At 61.8% G+C, this 26,093-nt stretch carries 25 protein-coding genes and 2 tRNA genes; 9 read left to right on the top strand and 18 right to left on the bottom strand.

All coding sequences use genetic code 11. From position 1 onward, the window contains the following. Positions 1-15 precede the first annotated feature (15 nt). The 10 genes from ung to rutA form a co-directional block, all read right to left on the bottom strand. Positions 16-705: a uracil-DNA glycosylase gene (gene ung, locus DOM41_RS12400; protein WP_110687181.1), complete on the bottom strand. Its 690-nt coding sequence runs from the start codon at positions 703-705 to the stop codon at positions 16-18. 107 nt (positions 706-812) lie between these two features. Next, on the bottom strand, positions 813-1,301 hold the full coding sequence (gene gpt / locus DOM41_RS12395; RefSeq protein WP_110687180.1) for a xanthine phosphoribosyltransferase: 489 nt from the start codon (positions 1,299-1,301) through the stop codon (positions 813-815). Positions 1,302-1,356: 55 nt separating this feature from the next. Beyond that, positions 1,357-1,905, bottom strand: a complete 549-nt coding sequence (locus tag DOM41_RS12390) for an adenine phosphoribosyltransferase (protein ID WP_110687179.1) — start codon at positions 1,903-1,905, stop codon at positions 1,357-1,359. Positions 1,906-2,080: 175 nt separating this feature from the next. After that, the gene (locus DOM41_RS12385; RefSeq protein WP_110687178.1) at positions 2,081-2,689 is read right to left on the bottom strand and encodes a riboflavin synthase subunit alpha; all 609 of its coding nucleotides are present in this window, start codon (positions 2,687-2,689) and stop codon (positions 2,081-2,083) included. A gap of 125 nt (positions 2,690-2,814) precedes the next feature. Then, positions 2,815-4,311: an NCS1 family nucleobase:cation symporter-1 gene (locus tag DOM41_RS12380; protein ID WP_110687177.1), complete on the bottom strand. Its 1,497-nt coding sequence runs from the start codon at positions 4,309-4,311 to the stop codon at positions 2,815-2,817. A 39-nt stretch (positions 4,312-4,350) separates the two neighbouring features. Next, positions 4,351-4,890: a flavin reductase gene (locus DOM41_RS12375; protein ID WP_110687176.1), complete on the bottom strand. Its 540-nt coding sequence runs from the start codon at positions 4,888-4,890 to the stop codon at positions 4,351-4,353. 108 nt (positions 4,891-4,998) lie between these two features. Then, positions 4,999-5,778, bottom strand: coding sequence for a pyrimidine utilization protein D (gene rutD, locus DOM41_RS12370; RefSeq protein WP_223160990.1), 780 nt, complete (start codon positions 5,776-5,778; stop codon positions 4,999-5,001). A 43-nt stretch (positions 5,779-5,821) separates the two neighbouring features. After that, entirely contained in the window at positions 5,822-6,208 is a 387-nt protein-coding gene (gene rutC, locus DOM41_RS12365) for a pyrimidine utilization protein C (protein ID WP_110687175.1), read from the bottom strand. Between the two features lie 75 nt (positions 6,209-6,283). Beyond that, positions 6,284-7,054 (bottom strand): pyrimidine utilization protein B, encoded by a 771-nt coding sequence (rutB, locus tag DOM41_RS12360; protein WP_110687174.1) that lies wholly within the window; start codon positions 7,052-7,054, stop codon positions 6,284-6,286. Beyond that, entirely contained in the window at positions 7,051-8,154 is a 1,104-nt protein-coding gene (rutA, locus tag DOM41_RS12355; RefSeq protein WP_110687173.1) for a pyrimidine utilization protein A, read from the bottom strand. Before rutA ends, rutB begins: the two co-directional genes overlap by 4 nt. Positions 8,155-8,582: 428 nt before the next feature. On the opposite strand from rutA, the gene rutR reads away from it, so the two are divergent. Beyond that, positions 8,583-9,248: an HTH-type transcriptional regulator RutR gene (rutR, locus tag DOM41_RS12350; RefSeq protein WP_110687172.1), complete on the top strand. Its 666-nt coding sequence runs from the start codon at positions 8,583-8,585 to the stop codon at positions 9,246-9,248. Positions 9,249-9,330: 82 nt separating this feature from the next. Here rutR and DOM41_RS12345 read toward each other — a convergent pair whose 3' ends face one another. Continuing rightward, positions 9,331-9,921, bottom strand: a complete 591-nt coding sequence (locus DOM41_RS12345; RefSeq protein WP_110687171.1) for a malonic semialdehyde reductase — start codon at positions 9,919-9,921, stop codon at positions 9,331-9,333. 329 nt (positions 9,922-10,250) lie between these two features. Between DOM41_RS12345 and DOM41_RS12340 the strand changes: the two genes are divergently transcribed. The 4 genes from DOM41_RS12340 to DOM41_RS12325 all read left to right on the top strand — a co-directional run bounded on the left by DOM41_RS12340 (position 10,251) and on the right by DOM41_RS12325 (position 13,489). Next, positions 10,251-11,294 (top strand): methionine ABC transporter ATP-binding protein, encoded by a 1,044-nt coding sequence (locus DOM41_RS12340; protein WP_110687170.1) that lies wholly within the window; start codon positions 10,251-10,253, stop codon positions 11,292-11,294. Beyond that, positions 11,275-11,928: a methionine ABC transporter permease gene (locus DOM41_RS12335; RefSeq protein WP_110687169.1), complete on the top strand. Its 654-nt coding sequence runs from the start codon at positions 11,275-11,277 to the stop codon at positions 11,926-11,928. The genes DOM41_RS12340 and DOM41_RS12335 overlap by 20 nt, the downstream gene beginning before the upstream one ends. Before the next feature lie 162 nt (positions 11,929-12,090). Beyond that, a complete protein-coding gene (locus DOM41_RS12330) occupies positions 12,091-12,888 on the top strand; it encodes a MetQ/NlpA family ABC transporter substrate-binding protein (RefSeq protein WP_110687168.1) in 798 nt (265 codons plus the stop codon). A gap of 136 nt (positions 12,889-13,024) precedes the next feature. Next, entirely contained in the window at positions 13,025-13,489 is a 465-nt protein-coding gene (locus DOM41_RS12325; protein WP_110687167.1) for a GAF domain-containing protein, read from the top strand. A gap of 38 nt (positions 13,490-13,527) precedes the next feature. Here DOM41_RS12325 and DOM41_RS12320 read toward each other — a convergent pair whose 3' ends face one another. From DOM41_RS12320 to glpK, 4 genes are all read right to left on the bottom strand, one after another. Further along, positions 13,528-14,361 carry an HDOD domain-containing protein gene (locus tag DOM41_RS12320; RefSeq protein WP_110687166.1) on the bottom strand — a complete coding sequence of 278 codons (834 nt, stop codon included), beginning with the start codon at positions 14,359-14,361 and terminating at the stop codon, positions 13,528-13,530. Positions 14,362-14,507: 146 nt separating this feature from the next. Then, positions 14,508-14,584 (bottom strand) — tRNA-Val (locus tag DOM41_RS12315). 24 nt (positions 14,585-14,608) lie between these two features. Next, positions 14,609-14,685: transfer RNA gene (locus DOM41_RS12310), tRNA-Val, on the bottom strand. 335 nt (positions 14,686-15,020) lie between these two features. Continuing rightward, entirely contained in the window at positions 15,021-16,529 is a 1,509-nt protein-coding gene (glpK, locus tag DOM41_RS12305) for a glycerol kinase GlpK (protein WP_110687165.1), read from the bottom strand. 635 nt (positions 16,530-17,164) lie between these two features. On the opposite strand from glpK, the gene DOM41_RS12300 reads away from it, so the two are divergent. The 3 genes from DOM41_RS12300 to DOM41_RS12290 all read left to right on the top strand — a co-directional run bounded on the left by DOM41_RS12300 (position 17,165) and on the right by DOM41_RS12290 (position 20,909). Continuing rightward, positions 17,165-17,992, top strand: a complete 828-nt coding sequence (locus DOM41_RS12300; protein WP_110687164.1) for a DeoR/GlpR family transcriptional regulator — start codon at positions 17,165-17,167, stop codon at positions 17,990-17,992. 152 nt (positions 17,993-18,144) lie between these two features. Beyond that, positions 18,145-19,677: a glycerol-3-phosphate dehydrogenase gene (glpD, locus tag DOM41_RS12295; RefSeq protein ID WP_110687163.1), complete on the top strand. Its 1,533-nt coding sequence runs from the start codon at positions 18,145-18,147 to the stop codon at positions 19,675-19,677. A 137-nt stretch (positions 19,678-19,814) separates the two neighbouring features. After that, positions 19,815-20,909 carry an endonuclease/exonuclease/phosphatase family protein gene (locus tag DOM41_RS12290; RefSeq protein ID WP_188112415.1) on the top strand — a complete coding sequence of 365 codons (1,095 nt, stop codon included), beginning with the start codon at positions 19,815-19,817 and terminating at the stop codon, positions 20,907-20,909. Positions 20,910-20,996: 87 nt separating this feature from the next. On the opposite strand, the gene DOM41_RS12285 is transcribed toward DOM41_RS12290, so the two are convergent. The 3 genes from DOM41_RS12285 to attM all read right to left on the bottom strand — a co-directional run bounded on the left by DOM41_RS12285 (position 20,997) and on the right by attM (position 24,548). Then, the gene (locus DOM41_RS12285; protein ID WP_110687161.1) at positions 20,997-22,376 is read right to left on the bottom strand and encodes a class II fumarate hydratase; all 1,380 of its coding nucleotides are present in this window, start codon (positions 22,374-22,376) and stop codon (positions 20,997-20,999) included. A gap of 204 nt (positions 22,377-22,580) precedes the next feature. Further along, positions 22,581-23,708, bottom strand: a complete 1,128-nt coding sequence (locus DOM41_RS12275; protein WP_110687159.1) for a zinc-dependent alcohol dehydrogenase family protein — start codon at positions 23,706-23,708, stop codon at positions 22,581-22,583. A gap of 54 nt (positions 23,709-23,762) precedes the next feature. Further along, on the bottom strand, positions 23,763-24,548 hold the full coding sequence (gene attM / locus DOM41_RS12270) for an AttM family quorum-quenching N-acyl homoserine lactonase (RefSeq protein ID WP_110687158.1): 786 nt from the start codon (positions 24,546-24,548) through the stop codon (positions 23,763-23,765). A gap of 410 nt (positions 24,549-24,958) precedes the next feature. On the opposite strand from attM, the gene DOM41_RS12265 reads away from it, so the two are divergent. After that, complete coding sequence (locus tag DOM41_RS12265; protein WP_110687157.1) at positions 24,959-26,068, top strand: phosphotransferase; 1,110 nt, start codon at positions 24,959-24,961, stop codon at positions 26,066-26,068. Positions 26,069-26,093: the final 25 nt, after the last annotated feature.

Genomic DNA, 26,093 nt, shown 5'->3' with positions numbered 1-26,093 from the left:
GCGAGAAGGCCCCGCTCAGGCGACGCTCACCGGCAATTGCCAATCGATGGCAGCACGCCCGCGGGATTCGAGAAAGGCGTTGGCCTGAGAGAAATGTCGCTTGCCGAAGAATCCGCGATGCGCGGACAGCGGTGACGGGTGCGGCGCGTGCAGGACCAGGTGCTTCTGCCGATCCACGAAACTCGCCTTCTTTTGCGCATAGCTTCCCCACAAAAGAAAGACCACCCCATCACACTGTTCGTTGACGACCTGGATGGCGCGATCCGTGAAGGTTTCCCAACCGCGGTTGCGGTGCGAACCGGCGTTGCCCTGCTCGACCGTCAGCACACTGTTGAGCAGCAGGACACCCTGGCGCGCCCAGCTCTCGAGAAAACCGTGGGAAACCGGCGTGATGCCGACGTCCTCGGCTTGTTCACGGTCGATATTCTTGAGCGACGGCGGCTTGGGCACGCCCGGGTGCACCGAGAAACAGAGACCATGGGCCTGGTTCGGGCCGTGGTAAGGATCCTGTCCGAGAATGACCACCTTGACCTCATTCAGGGGCGTCAGCTCGAAGGCGCGGAACCAGTGTGCCGAGTGAGGATAAATAACCTTGTGAGCGGCCTTCTCGGCGGCCAGGAACTCACGAAGCTGGCGCATGTAGTCGGCCTCGAACTCCTGATGGAGGTGAGCGTTCCAGCTTTCCGGAAGCGGCGAAGACGCCATGTCGACTCCCTCCTTGGAGACGGATGCAGAGGTTCGGTGCGGCGAGCGCAGTCCGGTAAGAGCGAAACGACGTCGAGCAGCCGGCAGGGTCGGCAACCCGGCGCCGCTCAAGGCTTGGGTGTGCGAACCTGGTCGACCAGCGGCTCCACATAGGTGGGCGCCAGATCCCAGGGGAACTGGATCCAGCAGTCCTGTTCGACTTCGGTCAGATACTGATCCACCAGCGGACGGCCCTCTGGCTTGGCGTATACCGTGACGAAGTGCGCCTTGGGGAGCATCTCACGCACCGCGCGGGCCGTCTTGCCCGTATCGACCAGATCGTCGACCAGCAGCCAGCCGTCGCCGTCATGCTCGACACCCTTGATGACGTCGAGATGCCCCTGCTCTTGAACGTCATAGCTCTTGATGCAAACCGTGTCGATCAATCGAAGGTTCAGCTCGCGCGCAATCAGCGCCGCCGGAATCAGGCCGCCGCGGGTAATGGCGACGATCCCTTTAAAATCCCTTTCAATCAGCGGGTGACAGAGCGCGCGGACATCGCGATGAATCTGATCCCACGAGACCGTGAATTGATGATGATAGCGATCGGCGGTCATTGGCGTATTCCGTATCTGTGGCGACACCACTGCCCTGCGGCGGCGGCAAGTGAGATCACTCGTCTTCGGTGAAGCTGCAGACGGAGAAGACGCTGTAGCCGTCGTCGCGAATCTGCTGCGAGCCGCCCAGTTCAGGAAGATCCAGAATCGACGCGAGCTCGACGATGTGGCCGCCGCTTCGCGAGATCAGCGACGCCGCCGCGAGCATGGTGCCACCGGTCGCGATGAGATCGTCGATCAACACGATGCGGTCGTGCTCACGGAACGCGTCCGAGTGAAGCTCGATCGTCGATTCACCGTATTCCAGCGTGTAGGTCTCGCTGATGGTCTGAAACGGCAGCTTGCCTTTCTTGCGAACCGGCACGAAGCTGCAGCCGAGTTCGTAGGCCAGCGGCGCTCCGACAATGAAACCGCGGGCGTCGATGGCGGCGATCGCGTCCACCTCGAGCTCTTGATAACGATGCACGAAGCTGTCGATCAACTTGCGAAACGCAGCGCTATTCTGCAGCAGCGGCGTGATGTCACGAAAGTTCACCCCCGCCTGTGGCCAATCGGGAACGGTGCGGATCACCGACTTGATATAGTCGCCGTAGATACTGCTCATCGAAGAGAACTCCATAAACCGGATGGCGGCGCAGCCGGGCACGCCAGAGATGCGGCCACTGCGCAAAGCCGCTCATGTTAACCAAGCCCGGACGCCGACGCGACCCGATTGCCGATTTCGCGTGTCACGACAGCGCGTCTCGCCGAGCCCACAGCGCAGGCCGACCGCACGACGTTCAGCCTCGCGAAGCGAGCACCCGCTCGACCGTCTCGACGATCACCTGTGTCTGCGGGTCGATCTCGATATTGACGTGATCGCCCGGCATCCGATCACCGATCGTGGTTCGTGCCAGCGTCTCGGGAATCAGATTCACGCAGAACCGACCGTCATCGACCGCACCGACGGTGAGACTGATGCCATCGACACCGATATAGCCCTTGTCGAACACAAAGCGCGACAACGTCGAGGGTAGTTCAAACCAGAGCCGGCGATTGTTGGGTGCTTCCTCTATCTCAACCACGCGCGCCATGTCCATGACGTGGCCCGACATCGAATGACCACCAATTTCATCGCCAATGCGCGCGGCGCGCTCGAGATTGACCCGCCCGCCTACGTCGAGATCGCCCAGATTGGTTAGGCGAAGCGTTTCACGCATCAGATCGAAACTGACGTTTTCGCCGTCGATCGCTGTGACCGTCAGACAACAGCCGTTATGGGCGATGGAAGCGCCCAGCGCCAACCCGTCGCGCATCCGCTCGGAAAGCGCGAGAACATGCGTGGCGAGCTGCTCGCGCTTTTCGATCGCGACGACGGTGGCAACTTCCTGAACGATGCCGGTGAACATGACCATACTCCGCTGATAAAGACCGTCCTGACGTTGGGTAACGGCAGACGCACGCTTGCGTCGCGCCTTACCCCTTACCGACCAGGGAGTCTAACACGCCGGTCCGGCGGAGACGGTCAGGGCCATCAGCTCGACACGGGCTCTGCCGCCACCTGCTGCTTACCATCGAGGATGCGACTGGCGACGTAATAGATCAGCGCGCCCAGAGCAGAGCCGGTAAACCACCCATAATCGTAGAACCACTGCCAGAGTCCGGTCATCAGCGAGACGAGAGTGAGTGCCACGGGGATACCGAGAGCCACAAACCCTGCGGCATTGACCGCCGGGTACCGGCCTTCGTCACGGTAGAGGTCGGCGACATCCAGCCGCTGGCGCTTGATGACAAAGTAGTCCACCGCCATGATGCCGGCGATCGGCCCGAGCAGGCTCGAATACCCCAGAAGCCAGTTGGAGTAGAGGCTCTCGAGGGTCATGTCCGAGACGATGATGCCGGCTTTTTGCAACAGGTCGTGCCCCATCAAAAGCGTCCCGACCAACCCCGTCAGCAGCACGCCACCCGTGCGGCCGATTCGGGTAGGCGCCACATTCTGGAAGTCGTTGGTCGGCGAGACGATATTGCCGGCCGTATTGGTGGAGATCGTCGCGATCACGATCAGCACCATGGCCGCGGACACCCAGACCGGGCTGTCGATCCGACCAATGAGCGTCACCGGATCCGAGACGGTCTCGCCGACCAGCGATGACGATGCGGCCGTCATGATCACACCCAACGCAGCGAAGAAGAACATCGTCAACGGCAAGCCGAACACCTGTCCGACGATCTGGTCCTTCTGCGTCTTCGCGAACCGGCTGAAATCGGGAATGTTGAGCGAAAGCGTCGCCCAGAAGCCGACCATGGCAGTCAGTCCTGACAACAGATACGGCGTGGCGGCGTCCCCCTCCGGCCGTGACGGCGGCTGCGCCATGAGTTCGCCGAGCGAGACGTGTGGCAGCGCCCACAGCATCAGACCCACCGCCACGATCAGCAGGAGCGGTGCGGACAGCGTTTCCAACCACTTGATCGACTCGGCGCCCCGAATCACCACCCACAGGTTCATCGCGGCAAAGAGAAAGAACCCGATCACCTGTCCGACACCGCCCAGCGATGCCCAGCCCGGCAGGATTGCCGATAGCAGCAGATGGATGGCCAGCCCGCCGAACATTGTCTGGATACCAAACCAGCCGCAGCCCACCAGCGCCCGGATCAGACAGGGTACGTTGGACCCTCGTATACCGAACGAGGCGCGTAGAAGTACGGGAAACGGTATGCCGTAGCGCGTGCCGGGAAAGGCGTTGAGTGTCAGCGGCAGCAGCAGAATCAGGTTGGCGAGCAGGATCGTGGCAAGTGCTTCTTTGACGCTCAGGCCGAAGTATGCGGTCAGCACGCCACCCAGCGTATAAGTGGGCACGCAGATCGAAAGGCCGACCCAGAGCGCCGCCACGTTCCATCGGGTCCAGGTGCGCTCAGCGGCCGACGTCGGCGCGATATCGGCGTTGAAACGGCGACTTTGGCGAACGTCATCACCGAGCACGAGCTCGACCTGACCGTCACGCTCGACCATACGGGACTTGGCGATTGTCATTGTCTATCTCCCGAATTCGGTAACCTTGAAAGGAATCGATCACCCGTTGGCAACCGCAAGCGGCAATTCGTGGTAACGGCGGTCGAAATAGAGCAGGCACTGACTCTCGTCACGGGTCGACATCGACACGACTTCGCAGAACAGCACGTCATGCGTCCCCACTGGCACACGCTGAGACACACGGCACTCGAAATGGGCCAGCGCATCGCTCAGCACCGGAGCGCCCGTTGCCCCGCTGACCCAGTCGGCCAGTGCGAAGCGCTCCTCCATGGCAGTCCTGCCGCCAAACGCCTTGGAGACCTCGCGATGAGTGGCGCCGAGCACGTTGACACAGAGCCCCTGGGCATCGCTGAACGCCTCATAGGCGGAGGCGCCGCGATTGATGCAGACCAGTAGCGTCGGCGGCGCGTCGGTCACGCTACACACCGCCGAGGCGGTGAACCCGGCACGTGCGCCTTCTCCAGCGGTGGTTACCACGTGAACGGCAGACGCCAACCGCGACATCGCATCACGGAAGGCGGATGAATCGACCGGCTCGAGCGCGGATGCCGTCAGGGAGGGGGTTCTCGGGGGAACCATAAGGCTTTCTCCTAACCGTTGTTGTTGTGTCTATTCGGACTCGCTCACGACCCTGACCGCTGGACACTGTCAGCCCGCACCCAAATGCACTTCCCTGCTAAGCCACCGTCATCGCTCCCGCCCCAGAAATGTTTTGACCGCCTGATTGAACGGCTCTGGAACGGTGACGGTGAGGCCGTGGCCCCCGTAGTCAAACAGCGCCAGCTCAGCATTGGGCAGGCAACGCGCGAGATGCTGCGAGCGGGTGTAAGGCACGAGAAGATCGTCGCGAGTCGCAACGACGAGCGTCGACGTCTCGATCTCTCCCAACCGTGCGTCGATGTCGAAACGGGTCAAAGCGCCAATTCTCGCCAGCACGTTCTGCTCGCCCGGAAAATGCCGAAGCGCTTCGGCTTCTTCGGCGAGCAGATGGTCGTTGTGGGTCGAGAGCCAATCCGCCGGATAGAGAAAGAGCGGCTGGGCATGCAGGTAGGCCGCCACGCCACTGTCGGCGAGAAGCGCCCTACGCACGTCGAAGCAGCGTTGGCTCTGGACGTCGACACGGCTCCAGGCGTTGATCACGATCAACCGATTGATCCGCGACGGCGCATTGAGTGCCAACTCCAGCCCCACGAGACCACCCAACGCATGCCCCATCATGTCGACCCGCTCAATAGCCAGCGCATCGAGCAGCGCCAACACTTCCTGGGCCATATCCTGGATGGCGTAGTCAGACGAGAGACTGGCGGGGCTGCGTCCCGTCCCCGAGTGGTCGTAGATCAACAGTCGGTGCGTATGCCCCAGTGCCGCCAACTGAGGCTCCCAGAACCGCCCTGCGCCACCCAGTCCAGCCGACAGCAGTAGCGTTGGCGCGCCGGCGGCCTGATTACCCAACATTTCGTAGTGCACTCGCGAACTCCTGAACGGGTGGAGGTTCTCGGCAAGCCAGGCGCTAGTGCGGCAGGTGAGCGATCGACGCGATCTCGATCAAGGCATCCGGCTTCACCAATCCACACTGAATGCAGTAGCGAGCCGGTTTGTCTCCGGGGAAAAACGTCGCATACACCTCGTTGATCGCCGCGTAGTGAGACCAGTCCGTCAGGAAAAGGGAGTTGAATACGACGTCATCCATGCTGCCGCCGGCGGTTTCCACCACGCGCTGGATCGTCTCGAGCACGTGCCGGGTCTGCGCAGCGGCGTCGCCGACATGTACGACATCGTTATGGGCATCGAACGGCAGCGTGCCGGAGATATAAAGCACATTGTCGGCTTGGGAGCCCGGCACATAGGGGGCCAGCGGCGAACCGCTACCCTCGGGAACCACACTGGACTTAGGCATGATCACTTCCTCCTTATGCGTTTCGTCAGGATGCCGTGGACGGGGTCCGCAGCCTTGTCGACCCGTGCCGCAAGTTCACACGCTGACTTGCTCAAGATCACTGGTCTGCGGCAGCGCGACAGCCGCGCAGGCGGCCTCGAAGGCTGCCACCGTGGAGACCCAGCCAAAGAACGTTTCGATGTTGTAGATCGCGCCACGCTGCGCGCTCGACGGACCGGCCTGGTGGGTAGCGTCTTCCAGCACCGTGCCGAAGTACTCGAGAAAGAAACCGTCGCGCAGCGTCGACTCCACGCAGACATTCGTGGCGATGCCAGTGAATAGCAGATGATGAATGCCCCGTGAGCGCAGAACGCTATCGAGCGGGGTGTTGAAAAAGGCGCTATAGCGGGGCTTGGCCAGAACGATGTCCTCCGGTTGAGGCGCGAGGGCATCGACGAGCGCGTAATCCCAGCCCCCACGCGCCAGCAATTTGCCCTCGAGCTCGGGACGGCGGCGCATCGTTTTCAGCGCATTCGACTTATGCCAGTTCGGCGAGCCGGGTCCGCCAGCTTCGACGTAGTCCGCATCCCACCCGTTCTGAAAAAAGATGATTTGAATACCGCTGGCACGCGCGGCCATCACGGCGCGCGCGATGCGTTCGATCACGGCTTGCGTAGAAGAGACATCGAAGCCGGCGATGTCTAGATAGCCGCCGCGAGAGGCATAAGCGTTCTGCATGTCGACAACGACAAGCGCCGCTTGCGATCGCGACATCGCAATGGCTTCCGGGCGCCCCGCCAGCACGATCTCGTCAGCCGCTGCGGCATTCCCTCGACGCACAACCGGAGAGGAGGCAAGATCGTTCATGAGACGCCCTCCGCCACGTCCTGGGGAGTCCCCAGGACGTGCGTGCGGCTTTGCATCAGCGGCTGTACTTTCTGACCGAACACCTCGAGTCCCGTGACAAAGTCATCGAACGTGAGCATCACCCCCGCCACGCCCTTGACGGCGTCGATCTCGTCGAGCATCCGCGCCACCTTTGGGTAGGAGCCGACCAGCGTTCCCATATTGATATTGACGGCCGATGTGGGATCCGCCATCTGGCGCACATTGGTATCCTTTCCGGAGCGATTGTCCTTGCCCCCCTGATCCATCAGCCAGCCGATCGCTTCTTCATCGGCGCCCGCCTTGTAGTGCTCCCAGCGCGCCAGCGCGGCCTCGTCGGTATCGTCGGCAATGACCATGAACAGGACGTAGCACGCGATGTCTCGCCCACTCTGCGCCCCCGCCTGGCGTAGCCGCTCGGCGGTCTGCGCAAATGCAACGGGCGTGTTGAATCCCTTGCCAAAGCAGAAGCTGTAGTCCGCATGCTTGGCAGTGAACGAAAGCCCGGCACCGGACTGCCCGGCACAGACAATCTTCACCCCCTGCGACGGGCGCGGGCTCAGCCGGCAGTCGTCCATCTGAAAAAATTCACCCTGGAAATCGCTGCTGCCGGACTCGAGCAGCTCACGCATTACCGTTGTGTATTCGTCGAGATATTCGTACCGCTTCGCGAAATAGTCGTCCCCCGGCCACAGCCCCATCTGGCTGTATTCGGGGCGCTGCCAACCGGTAACGAGATTGATGCCAAAACGCCCGGGTGCGATCGAATCGATGGTCGATGCCATACGCGCGGCGATCGCCGGCGGCATGACCAGCGTTGCCGCCGTCGCGTAGAGATTGATCCTGGATGTCACGGCGGCCAATCCCGCCATGAGCGTGAAAGACTCGAGGGCATGATCCCAGAACTCGGTCTTCCCGCCGAAGCCGCGCAGCTTGATCATCGACAGCGCAAATTCGAAGCCGTAGTGCTCTGCTTTCTGGGTCACGATCTTGTTGAGTTCGAACGTCGGCATGTACTGCGGTGAATTCTCCGAGATCAACCAGCCGTTGTTGCCGATCGGAATGAAAACGCCAAGCTGCATGTTTCACCTCCTGCCTGCGCGATGAGTGACTCACTGCGACGCGCTTTTGCTGCGAAGACCGCGCCACCTGCCAAACGGTAAACAACCCGCGTGCCAGCCGGCAGTTCTCGAATCGGATTCAAAGGCTTGCGCCACTTTCTCGATAATCGGTCGGACCAAATGGTCCAGTGGCTGACTCCATCCCGCGCCAATCGGATGCATTTTTCGTCATTTGCGTACTCTTTCGGTGCAGATGGAGGCTTTTCCGCTCAGGTGAGATTTCGAGACTTTTCGCTATCGATAGCGACGCCCGGCACTCACCACCGGGTGGTGCGGCCTGGACCCGGCCCTGGAAAGCTGACCGCGTGATAGAGTGGTGGCGTCGGGAACTGGCCTGCCGCCACTTCTTTATTTCGCCGAGAGACGGCACGTGAAGGGTCGAACAGTCGATGCACAAATCGCGACACGAGGTAGACGACACGCGCACCGCGGCCAGCGACAATCGCCGGCAACAGATTCGCGATGCCGCCTTGACGCTCTTCTCTCAATTCGGATTTCGCGGCGCGCGCCTTGAGGCGATTGCCGAACAGGCGGGGGTCTCCAAGTCCAATCTGCTCTACCACTTCACCTCGAAACGGCTGCTCTATATCGCCGTTCTTCGCCACATCCTGGATAGCTGGCTGTCGCCGATGCGCAATTTCCAGGCCGATCAGTCTGCGCAAGTCGCGATCGCGCAGTACATCCGAGTCAAGCTCGTGCTCTCCCGGGATCGCAGCGAAGCGTCCAGACTGTTCTGTCTGGAGATGATGCAGGGGGCACCACTACTGAAAGAGGTGCTTGCCGGTGAGCTGAGGGAGTTGGTAAGGGAGAAATCCAGGGTCATCGAGACGTGGATAGAGAATGGCGAACTGCGCCCCGTCGACCCGCACCATCTCTTTTATCTGCTGTGGGGTGCCACACAGCACTACGCGGATTTCGCCGTTCAGATCGAGGCCGTCTCCGGCCACACCCTAGAGAACCCGGCATTCTTCGAAACAGCCGTCAGAACGGTCCAGCGCGTCGTGCTTGGCGGCCTGACGCCATCGCCAACCGACCTGGATGACAGCGACTTCTGACTTTCGCTGGCAGGCGCTCGCCTCATCAGACGGCGCCGGGACGAATGACCGGGCGAGCCGAGCGGCCCGGGCGGATGGCCGGTCAGACCGTGCGGCAGGCATCGTCGAAATCGAGCCGAGGTAGCCGCGGTTTGAGCCCCGTGTCGTCACCATAGCCCAGGTTGATCAGCAGGTTGGCCCGCCACGAGGTCTCCGACAGAAACGTCTCGTTGACGGCCTCGGCATCGAAACCGGACATCGGCCCGGTATCCAGCCCCAACGCGCGCGCCGCCAGAATCAGATACCCCGCCTGCATCGAGCTATTGCGCAGCGCCGTCTCCTCGGCAAAAGCGGCACTTCCGGTGAACCAGCTCCGCGCGTCCGCGTGCGGAAAGAGCGTGGGCAACGCATCAAAGAAACGCGTGTCGTAAGCGACGATAACCGTGCAAGGGGCACCCGCCGTTTTTTCCCGATTGCCTGAGGATACGCAGGGGATCAGCTTTGCCCTTCCCTCTTCGCTCTGGACGAAAACGAAGCGAGCCGGGGAACAGTTGGCTGACGTGGGCGCCATCTTCACCAGGTCATAGAGTATTTCGAGAACATCAGCCCCCAGGGGTCGCGCCTGCCAGGCGTTGTGGGTACGCGCTTGCAGAAAAAGCTTGTCGAGCGTGGACTGGTCGAGAGTGGATGGCATTGTCGTCTCCGGTCGCCAAGGCGTGATTGACCCGGGCAATGGGAGGATCACCGGGCGTGAGGCAACAGATGCAATTTCGACACCGGCCACACGACCTGGCGGGCAATTCAGAGAGTTACCCGTGAACAGACCGCGTCAGGTCTCGCCGGCACGCACCGTTATGGACGACCGGATCCCGGTAACATCGTCGACGTCAGCCGGTCGCCCCGGAAACACGGGACCAGTATACTAACGCGCTCGCTGGAGCCGTTGCCGTCCCATCGTCGACGCGGCTCAGCGGCCACCAGTTCACTCTTCGGCTCAACGGCCCCCACGATCTCACGGGTCCCATGATTTCACTCGACAAGGTTTCCAAGACCTACGGCAGCGGCGCGGGCGCCGTGTCGGCGCTGGTCGATATCGACCTCGACGTGCCGCAGGGCGCCATCTACGGCGTTATTGGCCTCTCCGGCGCCGGCAAGTCGACGCTGATTCGCTGCGTCAACCTGCTGGAGCGCCCGACGAACGGCAAGGTGCACATCGACGGCGAGGAGATGACGGCAATGAACGCTGCTCAGCTCCGCGCCGCACGCCACCGCTGCGGGATGATCTTTCAGCACTTCAACCTGCTGACCAATCGCAGCGTCTACGACAACGTGGCGCTCCCCCTCGAACTGATGCGCGAGTCGCGTCAGACCATCCGTGAGCGGGTCGAGTCACTGCTCGAGATGACGGGCCTAGCCGACAAGGCGCACCAGTACCCGGCACAGCTCTCCGGCGGTCAGAAGCAGCGCGTGGCAATTGCGCGCGCGCTGGCAACCCGGCCCAAGGTGCTGCTCTGCGACGAAGCCACTTCGGCACTCGACCCGCAGACGACCGCGTCGATCCTGACGCTACTCCAGGAGATCAACCAGAAGCTCGGCCTCACCATCTTGCTGATCACGCACGAGATGGAAGTCGTCAAGACGATCTGCCACCGCGTGGGTCTGATCTCCGATGGGAAGCTGGTGGAAGACGCCGACGTCGGCGACTTCTTCACCGCGCCCCGCACTCAACTGGGCCGCACCTTCCTGAACGACTTTCTGGAACTGGAGCCGCCAAGGGCGCTAGTCGAGCGGCTGGAAGCGGCGCCGAGCGCACAGACTCACCCAGTGGTACGCCTGACGTTCTCGGGGGATAGCGTTTCGACACCGCTGATCTCGAAGCTGTCACGGGATCACGGTATCGATGTCAGCATTCTCCAGGCCAAGGTGGAGTCCGTTCAGGGACGCACGCTAGGCCTGATGATCGCGGAACTGATGGGCCAGGCCGAGCAGACCACCCAGGCCCTGGCGACCCTCGAATCCTTTGACCTGCACGTGGAGGTACTGGGCCATGTCCAGCGCACTGATTGATCTCATCTGGGAATCCACGCTCGAGACGCTCTACATGGTCGCCGTCTCAGGCATCATCGCAGCCCTGCTCGGCATTCCGCTGGGCATTCTGCTCTACGTCACGCGACCGCGTCAGATCCTTGCCCAGCCGGTGGCACACCGTGTGCTCGGCCTCGTCACCAACGTCGGCCGTTCGATCCCCTTTATCATCCTGCTGGTAGCGATCATTCCCTTCACCCGGATGATCGTGGGCAGCTCGATCGGTACCAACGCCGCGGCCGTGCCGCTGACCATCGCGGCCATACCGTTCGTCGCTCGCCTGGTCGAAGGCGCACTCAACGAGGTACCGCCGGGTCTGGTCGAGGCCGCCCAGTCGATGGGCGCCACACCGATGCAGATCGTCATGAAAGTACTCCTCCCCGAGGCTCGCGGCGGCATCATCAACGGCTTGACCATCACCGTGGTTGCGCTCGTGAGCTACTCCGCCATGGCGGGCGCGGTAGGCGGCGGCGGTCTGGGAGATCTCGGCATTCGCTACGGTTACAACCGGTTCAACCCGACGATCATGCTGATCACCGTCGTGATCCTCGTCGTCATGGTGCAGGTCTTCCAGAGCGTCGGAGACTATCTGGTGCGCAAGAGCGACCATAAATAGCGCTCGACGTTGTCGCAGGGCGTTAATAACTAAAACGAATTAGCACGATTTTGGTTATTCCGTTAATGTAAAGCCACTCAATGCGCCCCGCCGTCGACTCGAGGAACCGTTCGGCGTCCGGGCGCTGCGTTATCGCCATATCGATCAGGGAGATTGTAGCCAATGCCGATTTCACTCAAACAGACACTCGGCGTCGCCGCGATGGGACTCGGTCTTGCCGCCGGCAGCGCACAGGCCGCCGACAGCATCAAGGTTGGCACCATGGCCGGTCCGGAAAGCGACATCATGCAGACCGCGGCTTCAGTGGCTAAAGAGCAATACGATCTCGACGTCGAGATCATCGAGTTCAGCGACTATGTGACGCCCAACGCCGCACTCGACGATGGCAGCCTGGATGCCAACGCCTATCAGCATGCGCCGTACATGGAGGCAATGGTCAAAGACCGTGGCTACGACTTCGCGGTTGCCGGCAAGACGTTTGTCTATCCGATCGGCGCCTACTCGGCTCAGTATGACGATATCGACGCGCTGCCGGACGGTGCGACTATCGCCCTGCCCAACGACCCGACCAACGAAGGCCGTGCGCTGATCCTGCTGCACGACAAAGGCCTGATCGAACTTAACGACCCGGAAAACCTGGAAGCCACCCCGATCGACGTGGTGGACAACCCGCACGACTACGACTTCGAAGAGATCGAAGCTGCGCAAATGCCGCGGGTACTCAGAGACGTCGACCTGGCGTTCATCAACAGCACATTCACCCAACCTGCGGGCCTGACGCTCGACGACGCGTTGATCAAGGAAGGCCCGGAGTCACCCTACGTCAACCTGATCGTCGTGCGCGACGGTGACCAGGATCGCGAAGCGATCCAGAATCTGGTCAAGGCTTACCAGTCTGACGTCGTGGCTGAAAAGGCGGAAGAACTCTTCGGCGCGGGTGCCGTTCCCGGCTGGAAGTGATGCCGTCGTGGGTCAGAAACCAGCGCTCCGGCGCTGGTTTTTTTGCATTCAGGCCAGGCGAAAGGGGGCGGTCGACCGCCTTTCGCTGCGCTCTTAGCCACCCGATTACCCGTTTACGATTCGAGAGCCAACACGCATGACAGAGCCTACTGATTACGCCAGCCTTCAACGCCAGCTTGCGGCGCTGCTTGATACCCGTGACTGGCTCACCAACGCCGCGCAGACCAGCGCTTTTCTGATCGAGAGTCTCGGCGACCTGAACTGGGTAGGTTTCTACCTTCAGCGCCAACCCGATACACTGATTCTCGGGCCTTTCCAGGGCAAACCGGCGTGCAACCCGATTCCCTTCAGCCGTGGCGTGTGCGGCGCCGCGGCCCGCCATCGAGAGACCCAGCGGGTCGACGACGTGCACGCCGTGGCCGATCACATCGCCTGCGATGCCGACTCCCGCTCGGAACTCGTCATCCCCATCGTCATCGAGGGGCATCTCTGGGGCGTGCTGGATATCGACAGCCCACAACCGTCGCGCTTCAACGCGGAAGATCAGGCAGGGATCGAAAGACTCTGCGAGACGTTCATTCACGCCTCCGATTTCGACTGAGTCAGTCCCGACGCGCGGCACACCACCGCGCGTCGAGCTCAATCGAAGAAAACACCGAGCTCGTCATCCGCCTTGAGGATATCCAGAACTTCTTCGTAGAGGCTCAGCAAGTCGAGTGCCAACGGGCGCCTCACCGCGCGGGGCATTTCACTCAGCGCGTGCTCTTCTCGCCAGCCTTCACCAACATGCCGGGAGAGCTCGATCGCAAGATTGACCGCGGCCGCATAGGCGGAAAAAGGCGCCGCCTCGAGCGGCCGCTCTTGGTAGGCAAGGGCCGTGCTGATCGGCTCAGGGAAACGCCAGTGCCGGGCAAGCTCTGCCCCCACTTCGGTATAGTTGAAGCCGAACTGATCGAACTCAAGCTCGCCTCTCGGCGCACCGCTCGCTACCAGCGCATCGATTCGGGACATCACTTGCGGATGGGCAATGTGCATCAACGCCGCGCCGACACGATGAAGAATACCGCAGGTAAATGCTGTCTCCGGGGCCAGCCCCTCGAGGCGACTGTGCCGCATCAAAGCGCGACTGATATTGGCGACCATGAAGGATTCGTGCCAGAACGTTCGTCGATCGAGCCCCGGCACATCCTTGAGAACCCCGACGACGCCGGACGCGATAACGAGCGTTCGCACTCGATCGAAACCGAGCAGCAACAGGGCGTTGTCGATAGTGGCCACGTTGCGCCCCACCCCGTAGCGAACCGAGTTGGCCGACCTTAGCAATTTCAGGCTCAGGCTGGGGTCTTTACGAATACTCGCCGAGACGTGATGAATACTGATCCGGTCGTTGTCGAGGCTACTGATGAGCTCGCTGACAACCGCGGGCACCGTCGGCAGTTGATGAATTTTCTCGAATAGGGGAACCAATGACATGTTGACTCTCGAGTAGAGACCACCAGGGTGTCTTCATTATTGTATGGGCGTTCTCTGGCGACCGCGACATGCTGGGCCGCAAGACTCAAGCATGCGCGTCGGACAGGCATAAAAAAACCCCGAGCCGTGGCTCGAGGTTTCGAATTTGGTAGGACCGAGCGGATTTGAACCGCTGACCTCCACGATGTCAACGTGGCGCTCTAACCAACTGAGCTACGGTCCTAAATGATGTCACAGCAGCCAGACTTGGTAGGACCGAGCGGATTTGAACCGCTGACCTCCACGATGTCAACGTGGCGCTCTAACCAACTGAGCTACGGTCCTGGATCTGGAAGCTATCTTCGGCGATCTCGCCGTGACAACGGATGCGAATTCTACCGACCCGGCCGTGGATTGCAACCCCTAAAAGTAAAAAATTCACGCATAACTTTCCGCATAGTCAACGGCTTAGCCAATGTCGCAGCGTGGGACTCGAGCTTCGAATCCCCGCGCCCACACATCGCCAGGTGTTTCGCGTTCACAACGCGAAAGCGCCACCCGTCGATAGTCGGGATAAACCGCGCGCAGCGCGGGTCGAGGGTAATGTCATACCCGTTTCATCATGAAGGCAAGCCCGACGGCGACACTGAGATCGGCGGATCACCGCCGCCTGAGCGGGCTCAGGATTCGACGCGAAATCCCATTGTCGCCTCGACTGCCTGCTTCCAGCCGGCGTAGAGCGTTTCCCGCTGCGACTCGCCCATCGCGGGCTCGAAACGACGCTCCACCGCCCACTGTTCGGATATCTCGTCACGAGACGACCAGAAGCCCACCGCAAGCCCTGCGAGATAGGCCGCTCCCAACGCCGTTGTCTCATTGACCTGGCAGCGCAGCACATCGACGCCAAGAATATCCGCCTGGAACTGGGCGAGGAAATTATTGGCAATGGCGCCTCCGTCAGTCCGCAGCTCGGTCAGCCCGATATTGGCATCTGCCTGCATGGCCTTGAGCACGTCCGCGCTCTGGTAGGCCATTGACTCCACGGCTGCCCGTACGAAGTGCTCCTTGGTCGTACCTCGACTCAGCCCGAACATGGCGCCGCGCACGTTGGAGTCCCAGTAAGGCGCCCCTAGGCCGGTAAAAGCCGGGACCATGTAGACCCCTTCGCTGTCACCTGCGCGCTCGGCATACGCTTCGGAGTCCGACGCCCGGCCCAGCATCCGCAGACCGTCGCGCAGCCACTGAATCACCGAGCCCGCCACGAATACGCTCCCCTCCAGCGCGTACTCCAGCGTGCCTTCGACCTCCCAGGCGACGGTCGTGAGCAGACCATGGCTTGAAGGCGTTGCCACAGTGCCGGTGTTGATCAGCGTGAAGCACCCGGTACCGTAGGTGTTCTTGGCCATGCCTGGCTTGAAGCAGGCCTGACCGAACAGCGCCGCGTTCTGGTCGCCCGCCATGCCGGCGATCGGCACTTCATGCCCGAACAGATACTTGGGCAACACTTGCCCATAGACTTCGCTGTTCGATTTGACCTCCGGCAGCATGCTCTCGGGCACACCGAAGAGCTCCAGAAGCTCCGGATCCCACTGACGCTCGCGAATGTTGAATAACATCGTCCGCGAGGCATTACTCACGTCAGTGACGTGGACCTCACCGCCGGTGAGGTTCCACACCAGCCAGGTGTCAACGGTACCGAAGAGCAGCTCCCCCCTTTCGGCCCTCTCCTTGACCCCATCGACATTGTCGAAGATCCACTTCAGCTTGGTCGCCGAAAAGTAGGCGTCGATCACGAGCCCCGTCTTGTCGCGGATCAGGTCGGCGTGCCCCGCCTCCTTGAGCTCATCGCAGATCTCGGCGGAGTGGCGCGACTGCCAGACGATGGCGTTGCAGACGGCATGGCCGGTGTGCCTGTCCCACACCACGGTCGTCTCACGCTGATTGGTAATCCCGAGCGAGGCGATGTCAGCGACGTCGATTCCCGAGTTATTGATGACCTCGGCCAGCGTCGTCAGCACACTGGTCATGATCTCCCGCGGATTGTGTTCGACCCAGCCGGGGCGAGGGAAGATCTGCTCGAACTCTCGCTGGGCAAGCCCCGCCACTTGCCCGCGATGATCGAAAAGCATCGCCCGTGAGCTGGTCGTCCCCTGGTCGATCGCGAGAATGTACTTCTTTTGATTGCTCATGGGAGGAGCCTCCTCAATTGGCAGCAAGTGAAATCCAACGCGGTGGACTCATTCACGGTCAGCGCGCCGCGCCGCAAGACATCCGCCGGTGGCCGGCCCGATAACCGGCAACAGAACCCCGCAACCGTCGCGCCTGCCCGCGTTCGGCATTGGCAACGCAAGGGCCCAAGTCGCGCGATTGATGGAGGGCGAAGGCCGTCGACCTTCCCGGCAAGGACCGACCGAGATCACCCGCAGCGAGAACAAGACGGCGCCATTGACCTTGTGGGCTCGCATGACGTCGGTGACGTCCAACCGCCCCAAGAGATCGACGTTTCGAACACAGCCTCGAGATCCTGTTGTCTTTCGAGCATCCTATCGACGGCACTCATAAAGCGACACTATGAATTACCCACGCTTGAGCAGTCATCATAGATAACTGTTTTATAAGAGGTTCAACCCTCTACTACCTTAGTATCATTTGTTGAGCTGCGTGCAGAGACTCGTCGAGTGTCCCGGTTTCGCCGTCATCGCCATTGGCCAACGAATGTCGATCGATCAGCGCGGAAACGCCTTGCGGTCACTCCGGTTGCCCGGGCCGGGACTCGGGGATAATCTGACGCTTCCCTCAGCAGCGGTACAATGCCGGACAGTCAATGACGCAGCAGGAACGCCACGAAGCCATCGTCGAGATGGTCAAACTACACGGTTACGCCTCGATCGAGCAGTTGGCCAAGGCGTTCGTCGTCACGCCTCAGACGGTAAGACGCGACCTCAATCTGCTTGCCGACAATGGCGTTATCAAACGGGTGCATGGCGGTGCCGGCATCGAATCGAGCACCGTCAACACTGCCTACCACACGCGCAAGACGCTCAATCTGGACGCCAAACGGCGCATCGCGGAACTGCTTGCCGGCCGTATACCCAACTCCTCGTCGCTGTTCATCAACATCGGTACCAGCAACGAATTCATTGCCGAAGCGCTGTGTCACCACAGTGGACTCGAGGTCATCACGAATAACCTGAATGTCGCGGCCATCCTCCAGCACAAGACCGATTTCAACGTCATCGTGGCAGGCGGCCAGGTCCGCTCACGGGATGGCGGCATCATCGGCGAGGCGACCATCGACTTCATCAACCAGTTCAAGGTCGATTTCGGCATCATCGGTATCAGCGGCATTGATCGCGACGGATCGCTACTGGAGTTCGATTATCAAGAAGTGCGCGTGGCTCAGGCCATCATCCAGAACTCACGTCAGATCTTTCTCGCTGCTGACCACTCGAAGTTTCACCGCAACGCGGTCGTGCGGCAGGGCAATCTCGGCCAGCTGGACGCCTTCTTCACCGACCGCCAGCCGCCCGATCCCCTGGTGCAACTAATGCGCGAGCACGGCGTGGCGCTGCATGTCGCCAACCCGGAAGCCGACAGCGTCGAGGCAATCGGTGCAGAAGGTGACGCGGTGGAGTCTTCCCCGACCCTTTGATTGCCGATCGCCTGCCTCACGCCGCAGCGACGTCTCACTCGATCAGCTCGCCGGCTAGGCGAGCTCTTTCACTTTCGCATTGATGTTCGAAACCGATTACACTACTTTCGTTTTCGAACATGGCGATGAACAGTCAACGACGGGAGCGACTTATGGCTGGCGATGCAGAGCAGAAGCGTTACGATCTCGTCGTGGTGGGCGGCGGCATCAACGGAACGGGCATCGCCAACGATGCTGCCGGCCGAGGGCTTTCGGTTCTGCTTTGCGAGCAGGCCGATCTCGCCAGTGCCACGTCTTCCTCGAGCAGCAAACTCATCCATGGCGGGCTGCGCTACCTCGAGCACCGTGAGTTTCGCCTGGTCCGCGAAGCCTTGCGCGAGCGCGAGGTCATGCTGCGGAAAGCCCCGCACATCGTCTGGCCGCTGCGTTTCATTCTTCCCCATCAACCCCATTTGCGCCCAGGCTGGATGATTCGCACCGGCCTTTTCATCTATGACCATCTGAGCCGCCGGGACAGCCTGCCCAACGCCAAGCGGCTGACGTTCGACGCAAATGGTCCGCTCGTTCCCGAGATCCGTCGTGGCTATGAGTACTCCGACTGCTGGGTAGACGACGCGCGCCTGGTGGTGCTCAACGCCCTTCAGGCCCAGGAAAAAGGGGCGGACATCCGCGTACGCACTCGCTGCATCGATGCAAAAGAGGTGGAGGACGAGTGGGAGGTGACGCTCGAGAACCGGCTGAGTGGGCAGCGCGAGGCCGTGCGAGCAAAGGCACTGGTCAACGCGAGCGGCCCCTGGGTCGAATCATTCGTCAAAGGGAACGCCAAGCGAGCATCCCGCTACGGCATTCGCATGATCCAGGGCAGTCACCTGATCGTGTCTCGCCTCAACGACGACGAGCGCGCCTACATCCTGCAGAATCAGGATGGACGCATCGTCTTCGTCCTGCCCTACCAGCGTCACTACAGCCTCATTGGTACCACCGATCGACGCTATGAAGGCGATCCCTCTCAGGTGGGCATCAGCGAAGAAGAGACGGACTACCTGCTCGAGGTACTGAACTCGCACTTCGTCAAGAAGCTGAGTCGGGACGATGTGATGGCCACCTACTCCGGGGTCCGTCCACTCTGCGATGACGAATCCGAAAGCCCGTCAGCGATGACTCGAGACTACACGCTCGATCTCGATCGTAGCGGCGCCCCGATGCTGTCGGTCTTTGGCGGCAAGATCACCACCTATCGAAAGCTTGCCGAGGCGGCCATGCACAAGCTGGAGCCGCTGTTCGACTCGCTTGGCGCGGCGTGGACCGCGGACGCGACGCTACCGGGTGGCGATATCGAAAGCCGGGCGGCGTTCGCCAGTCGACTCGAGCGCGAATTTCCGTTCCTCGACTCGGACCAGCGCGACCGCTTCGCTTCGAGTTACGGCACGCTCTGCCTGGCGTTTATCCAGGGCCGGGAAAGCCAGGCCGCGCTGGGCTATGCCTTTGGGAGTGGGCTGACGCAGGCCGAGGTCGACTACCTGGTTGGCCACGAATGGGCGCGCACGAGCGAAGACATCCTGACGCGTCGAACCAAGCTGGGGCTGTTCTTCAACGACGCCCAGCGCCAGGCGCTCGACCACTACCTGAAGGGCCATCCGGACCTCGCCGGCCAGCCGCTTTCCGTCCAGGCAGGCGAGAGCTAGACGGTGAGATCCCGAGTCGGCGGTGTGTCAGGCACTGCAAGGCCCCTGGCGTTTATCGGGGAAAACCGTGCTTGGGCCCGGCGCTCTGCTACCCTTGCGGCAAGTGCCCCTCCCATCTTTCGACGAGGTGTTTTCCCTTGCTCCAAACGCTATCGACCCTGCTCGGCTGCCTCGTACTGCTGATCACCCTGCTGCCCTACCTGAAGCTTCGCCACTATCTCATTCGAAGTCTCGACTTCCCGCTTCTTCAGATCGCCACCATCGCGACACTGCTGGCTGTGCTCCAGCTCGCCTTCAGCCCGGAGACGTGGTGGCAATGGTGCGGCGTCGGGGCCAGCTTGACGGCCGCCCTGATTCAATGGGCGCGCATCTATCCGTGGACGCCGCTGGCTCGCGCGCAGGTCATCCGGACCCATCATCATGAGGGGTCTGGCGAGCAGGACAAGGAGCAGCAGTTCACGCTTCTCGTTTCCAACGTGCTGACGCCGAATCGAGAAGCGGACAAACTGATCGCCCACGTAAAACAGCATCAGCCGGACATGCTGCTGACACTGGAGTCCGATGAGTGGTGGGGAGATCAGCTCGATGCGGCCATCAGCGAGGCCATGCCGGAAGCGGTCAGGATTCCTCTCGACAACCTCTATGGCATGCACCTCTATTCCCGACTGCCGCTGGAAGAGACGGAGGTGAAGTGGCTCATCCAGGACGACATCCCGTCGATCCATACCTGGGTCAAACTCGATAGCGGCGATCGCATCCGCTTCCACGCGCTGCATCCGCGCCCACCGGCACCCTCAGAGAGCGAAGAGTCTCTCTGGCGTGACGCCGAGCTGCTGTTGGTGGGCAAGGAGATCGCCGACACCAGCTACCCCACGATGGTCGCAGGGGATCTCAACGACGTGGCCTGGTCACGCACCACCAAGCTCTTCTGCCGCATCAGTGGCATGCTCGACCTGCGCCGTGGGCGGGGCATGTACAGCACGTTCCATGCCAAGTATCCACCACTTCGCTGGCCCCTGGACCACGTGTTCGTCTCCACGCACTTTTCTCTGGTGTCGATGGGGCGGCTCGGCGAGATCGGCTCCGATCATTTTCCCATGCTGGTGACCCTGAGCTACACCCCGAGCCACGCCGACGAGAACGAACCGGAATCGGCCGATGCAGAGGAGAAGGAAGATGCCCGGGAGACCATCCAGGAAGCCGAAGATCGCCATGGTGAAGCGCCGGTGTAACGCCCTGCCATGACAAGGTCACCATGAAAAACGCCNNGGCGTTTTTCATGGTACTAGGCTGCCGATATCGCGCTCGAATGCCGCGACTCACTCCGGTATGCCGCCTTCGGTCAGCCTGGCGGGATCCAGCAGACGCGCAAGCTCCTCACGCGAGAGCTCGGTCTCTTCGGCCGCGACGTCGACGATCGGGCGCCCGGCCTGATAGGCCTTCTTGGCCACCGCCGCAGCGGCGTTGTAGCCGATCACCGAGTTGAGCGCAGTGACCAGAATCGGGTTCTTGGAGAGCGGCGTCTCGATGTTATCCCGACGCACGTTGAAGGTCGCGATGGCGCTGTCCGCCAGCAATCGACTGACGTTGGTCAGCAGGCGGATCGACCCGAGCAGGTTGTGCGCGATCATCGGGAGCATCACGTTAAGCTGAAAATTGCCGCTCTGGCCGCCGACGGTGATCGCCGCATCGTTGCCTATCACCTGCGCGGCCACCTGCGCCGCGGACTCCGGAATAACCGGATTGACCTTGCCCGGCATGATCGAGCTGCCCGGCTGCAGCGCTTCCAGCTCGATCTCACCGAGCCCGCCCAGCGGCCCCGAATTCATCCAGCGCAGATCATTGGCAATCTTCATCACGGCGCAGGCGTAGGTTCGCAGATGGCCCGAGAGTTCCACCGCGGCATCCTGGGAGGCCAGGCTCGCGAAGAAGCTATCGTTGGGGCGAAACTCGAGCCGGGTATCCTGTGCCAGCAACTCAGCCACTTTTCCGGCGAAATCCGGATGGGCATTGACCCCGGTGCCCACTGCCGTGCCACCCAGGGCGAGTCGCGTAATCCGCTTGAGCCCATCTTCCAGCCGCTCTGCGGCCTGGCCTACCTGGCTCGACCAGCCGCCGAGTTCCTGACTCATCCGTACCGGCATGGCGTCCATCAGGTGGGTCCGCCCGGTCTTGACCACGTCGTCGAGGCTCTGGGCCTTGTCGTCGATGCTCGACCTGAGATGCGCCAACGCCGGTAGCAGCCGCTCTTGGACCTCTAGAGCGGCGGCGAGATGCACGGCCGTCGGAATCACGTCGTTGCTCGACTGGCCCATGTTGACGTGGTCATTGGGGCCGACGTCGAGACCGTCACGACTGGCGAGATGCGAGATCACCTCGTTGACGTTCATGTTGGTGGATGTGCCGGACCCTGTCTGGAAGACATCCACCGGGAACTGGTCGGCGTGGCGACCCTCGATGATCTCGTCTGCTGCCGCGACGATCGCCTCGGCGCGGGCGTCGTCGAGCAGCCCAAGCGCCTGATTGACCTGCGCCGCAGCACGCTTGATCCGCGCGACCGCCGCGATGAACTCGCCGGGTAGCGGCTGGCCGCTCACCGGAAAATTGTTGACGGCTCGCTGAGTCTGGGCGCCGTAGAGCGCGTCCTGCGGTACCTCGAGCTCCCCCATGCTGTCGCGTTCGACGCGTTTCTGGGTCATGACCTTCTCCCTTTGCGATTCGGATGCTTGACCGACCCAGGGCGCGGCCGCTCGCGCGCCCTGGGCCCTCACAAGGCTAGCAGTCGATCACCAGCATGGCGCGATTCAGCATGGCGCGATTCAGCATGGCGCGATTCAGCATGGCGCGATTCAGCATGGCGCGATTCAGCGCCACACGGACCGCGGCGTTTGGCGCAACGCCATTCAGTCGAACTCGATGACCTGTCGGATCGCTTCGCCTTTGGCCAGACGCTCGAAGCCGAGATTGATCTCATCGAGGCGTAGACGATGGGTCAGCAATCGATCAACCGGCAGTCGACCGGACTGATAGAGGGCGATGTACTCCGGTACGTCCAGCGACGGCACGTGCCCGCCCAGGTAAGAGCCCTTCAACGTGCGTTCCTCAGCGACCATCCGCGTCGGGCTGATGGCAAAGCGGACGTCGGGGTGCGGTAAGCCTGACGTCACGGTCGTGCCGCCTCGCGCCGTGCATTCATAGGCAAACTCCAGAGCCTTTGAGACCCCCGCGAATTCGGCGGCGATATCGACGCCACCCCCCGTGATCTCTCGCACCTGCTGGATCGCATCCGGATCGCCACTGTTGACGATATGGGTGGCGCCCAAGGCCCGGGCGGTCTCGAGTTTGTCGTCGGCAATATCCGCCGCGATGACATGTTTGGCGCCACCGCCAATGGCGCCCATTACCGCGGCCAGGCCGACGCCGCCGAGCCCGACCACCAGGACGGACTGGCCGAGTCGCAACCCGGCGGTGTGAACTACCGCCCCCACGCCGGTGAGCACCGCGCAGCCAAAAAGCGCCGCGATATGAAACGGTAACTCGGGATCGATCTTGGTCAGCGAGCGTCTTGACGCCACCGCGTACTCGGCGAACCCGGACACGCCGATATGGTGATAGACCGTTTGACCGTCCTGATGCAGGCGGATGTCTCCACTCAGTAGATGACCGGCGGTATTGGCCACCTGCCCCGGCGCGCAGAGCGCTGCCCGCCCGGATAGGCAGGATGCACAACCGCCACAGCTGGGCGCGAAGGAGAACACCACGTGATCGCCCGGCGCCAGATCGCTGACGCCAGTTCCCACCTCCACGACCTCACCCGCAGCCTCATGGCCCAGTACCATGGGCAGCGGGCGTGGACGATCGCCGTTGATGGTCGACAGGTCAGAATGGCAGAGCCCCGCCGCGCGAATCTTGACCAGAACCTCGCCAGCGCCGGGCGGGTCTAGTTCGACCTCTTCAATCGATAGCGGCAGCGACTCGCTGTAAGGTCTGGAACGCTCCATCTCATGAATCACGGCGGCACGAATTTTCATTAACTCTCTCCCTGAAGGTGATGGGGGATGGCGGTGGCGACTGTCGCCGGGGTGTCAGCTGTAATAGTCAGGGGCGTGGCGGAACGTCGGCCACGCCTCGGGGTCGTGACCGGTCACGACCATTGCCTGCGTCTTGCGGGCTAGCGCATGCAACTTCTGCACCGAACGGACAGCCTCGACCGTCGACGCCAGAAAGCCCGGCAACGCCTTCTCGTTCCAGTGATCCATGGTGTAGGCCGCGTCCACGGCAAGCAGAACCGGACCGGTCTCTTCGAGGTCTACCAGAAAGCTGGCGTGGCCGGGCGCGTGGCCAGGCGTGTAAATAAAACGGATCGAGCCGTCGCCGAACAGGTCATGACCATCCTCGTTATCGTCGAGAAATTGCCATGTGAGCCCCGGGCGATCGAAGTCCTTGCGGATGTACCCGCCGGCGGCAAACCAGTCAGGCGCCATGGCGTACTCGTACTCCCGCCGACGGACAACATGAACGGCGTTGGGAAAGCGACCGGTTGCCCCGGTATGGTCGAGGTGCAGGTGGCTATGAAGCACATAGCGAACGTCTTCCGGTGCGATACCCATCGCCTCAAGCGCCTGGACACACCCCTCCTCCTCTCGCATGACCGGCCGGTAGACCTGCGTGATAGCGCCCCAATGGGCCTCAGCGTCCGACGCACACTCCACGGCGCAGCCGCCATCGATGACCACATACCCTCTCGGGTGGGTGATCAGGTACCAGGGCACGGGAATCTCGTAATCTTCAAGCCCCGCATTCATGCTGATATTGCAGCGGCGACACTGGAGCGTGCCTGTCTGGAACATGTAAAGCCGCATTGGTTTCATGGCGATTCTCCCGACGGGGTGGGCGGCGGACATCGACCCAGGCACTGTCGTGCATGGCCTCACAGCTCACTGCATCCAGACATACCTCTTCTGGGTCGCACAACCGAACTTTGGTCTTGGGATCACGCCAGCCCCCAGCAATCGGCAAATGCTCACCACGCCTCGGACTGAGGCGTCGGTCGACCCGTGTCGTCATAGGTAATGCGCACGCCAAACCGCGCCCGGACAGCCGGCGAGACTCCGCTAGGAATGATGAATCGCTATTGGCCTATTCGCTGCCAGTCGCTACGCTTTTGTGATTGTCAGGAAGGTGGCCATCGCCAGTTTCCAGCTGGCATACCCGGGGTCACGACGACCCGACAGCGCTAGCGCCAGCGCCCCATCTACTGCCCGGATAGTCATAACAACGCATGAAGGCTTACAACAACGCTTACTCCCGACCTCGACCGTCACCGGATCGGCTACCCCTCCCCCTCGAGGGTGGCGGTGCGCGTTTCACCCGGGAACTCCCTTCCAACGGGGCTGGTGTCAACTACGTTCGCCACCACACGCTCGCCAGGCACGAATCCAGCGCGACCTGGGAAGTCGTCGAGAAATCGCTGCGCAAGCCGCTGCTTTATCGCAGCCGCGAAGCGCGGTTCTATCGTCATTACGCCATGCTCGCGTCATGCCGCAAGATCAGCTACCCAACACTGCTCAAGGTCGTCGAGACGCCGCGACATTCAGCGGTCTATTCCGAGTTCATCGACGGTGTGCGCCCGGTGCGCGGCAAGCTACTGCAGGATGCAGCGGCCGGCATCGCCGAACTCGAAGCGGTCTCGTCACGGTATATCGCCAGCCCGCCACCGGGTAGTGGCCTGGACTTCTGGCTGATGGACTTCTTTCGCTGGCCCTACCTGCGTCATACGCGACTCAACTTTCAACGCTTCATTGGCAATCTCGAGTTAGCGGATATTTCACCCGCCACGCGCCAGCGGCTCTCATCGCAGCTGCGCATTCTGGCGCCGGCGTTGCAGCGCCGTCTGCGCCGCGCGACCCGGTCCCGGCGCTGCATCTCTCATCTCGACTACGCCGCCAAGAACATGCTCGTGGATGACGATCAACGTCTCTATCTGCTCGACTGGAGCGAAGTGAAGGTCGGCCGACTGGGTTTCGACGGTGGCGATTTCCTCGCCAAGCTGTTCTCGCACACGCCATTGACGCGGTTCGACGACCTGCGTCAGCGTTTCGAAGAGGAGTACGCTCGCGTGCTTACCGAAACGCACGGCTCTCGGGGCGACCTTGCTGTCTCGGCCGAGAACCGACAGACACTCTTCGTCATGCTCTCGCTGTGGCGCTGCCTGCAGCGCCGGACGATCATTGCACAGACCGATTCACGGTCGACCGAAGCGTGGGTCGCCAAGCTGGACTACCTGCTGTCGGCATCACACTCGCGCCCCGCGATGCTCGAAGCGCCGTCGGGCTTACGCGATGCGCTGCCCTCCGAATCTCGTGCCCCCGCGATCGCGCTGTCGGAGTGACACGCTCGTTCATGACTCACGCTAC

This window comes from Salinicola aestuarinus (genome assembly GCF_003206645.1).
Taxonomy (GTDB): Bacteria; Pseudomonadota; Gammaproteobacteria; order Pseudomonadales; family Halomonadaceae; genus Salinicola; species Salinicola aestuarinus.
This window is presented reverse-complemented; position numbering and strand designations above follow the sequence as displayed.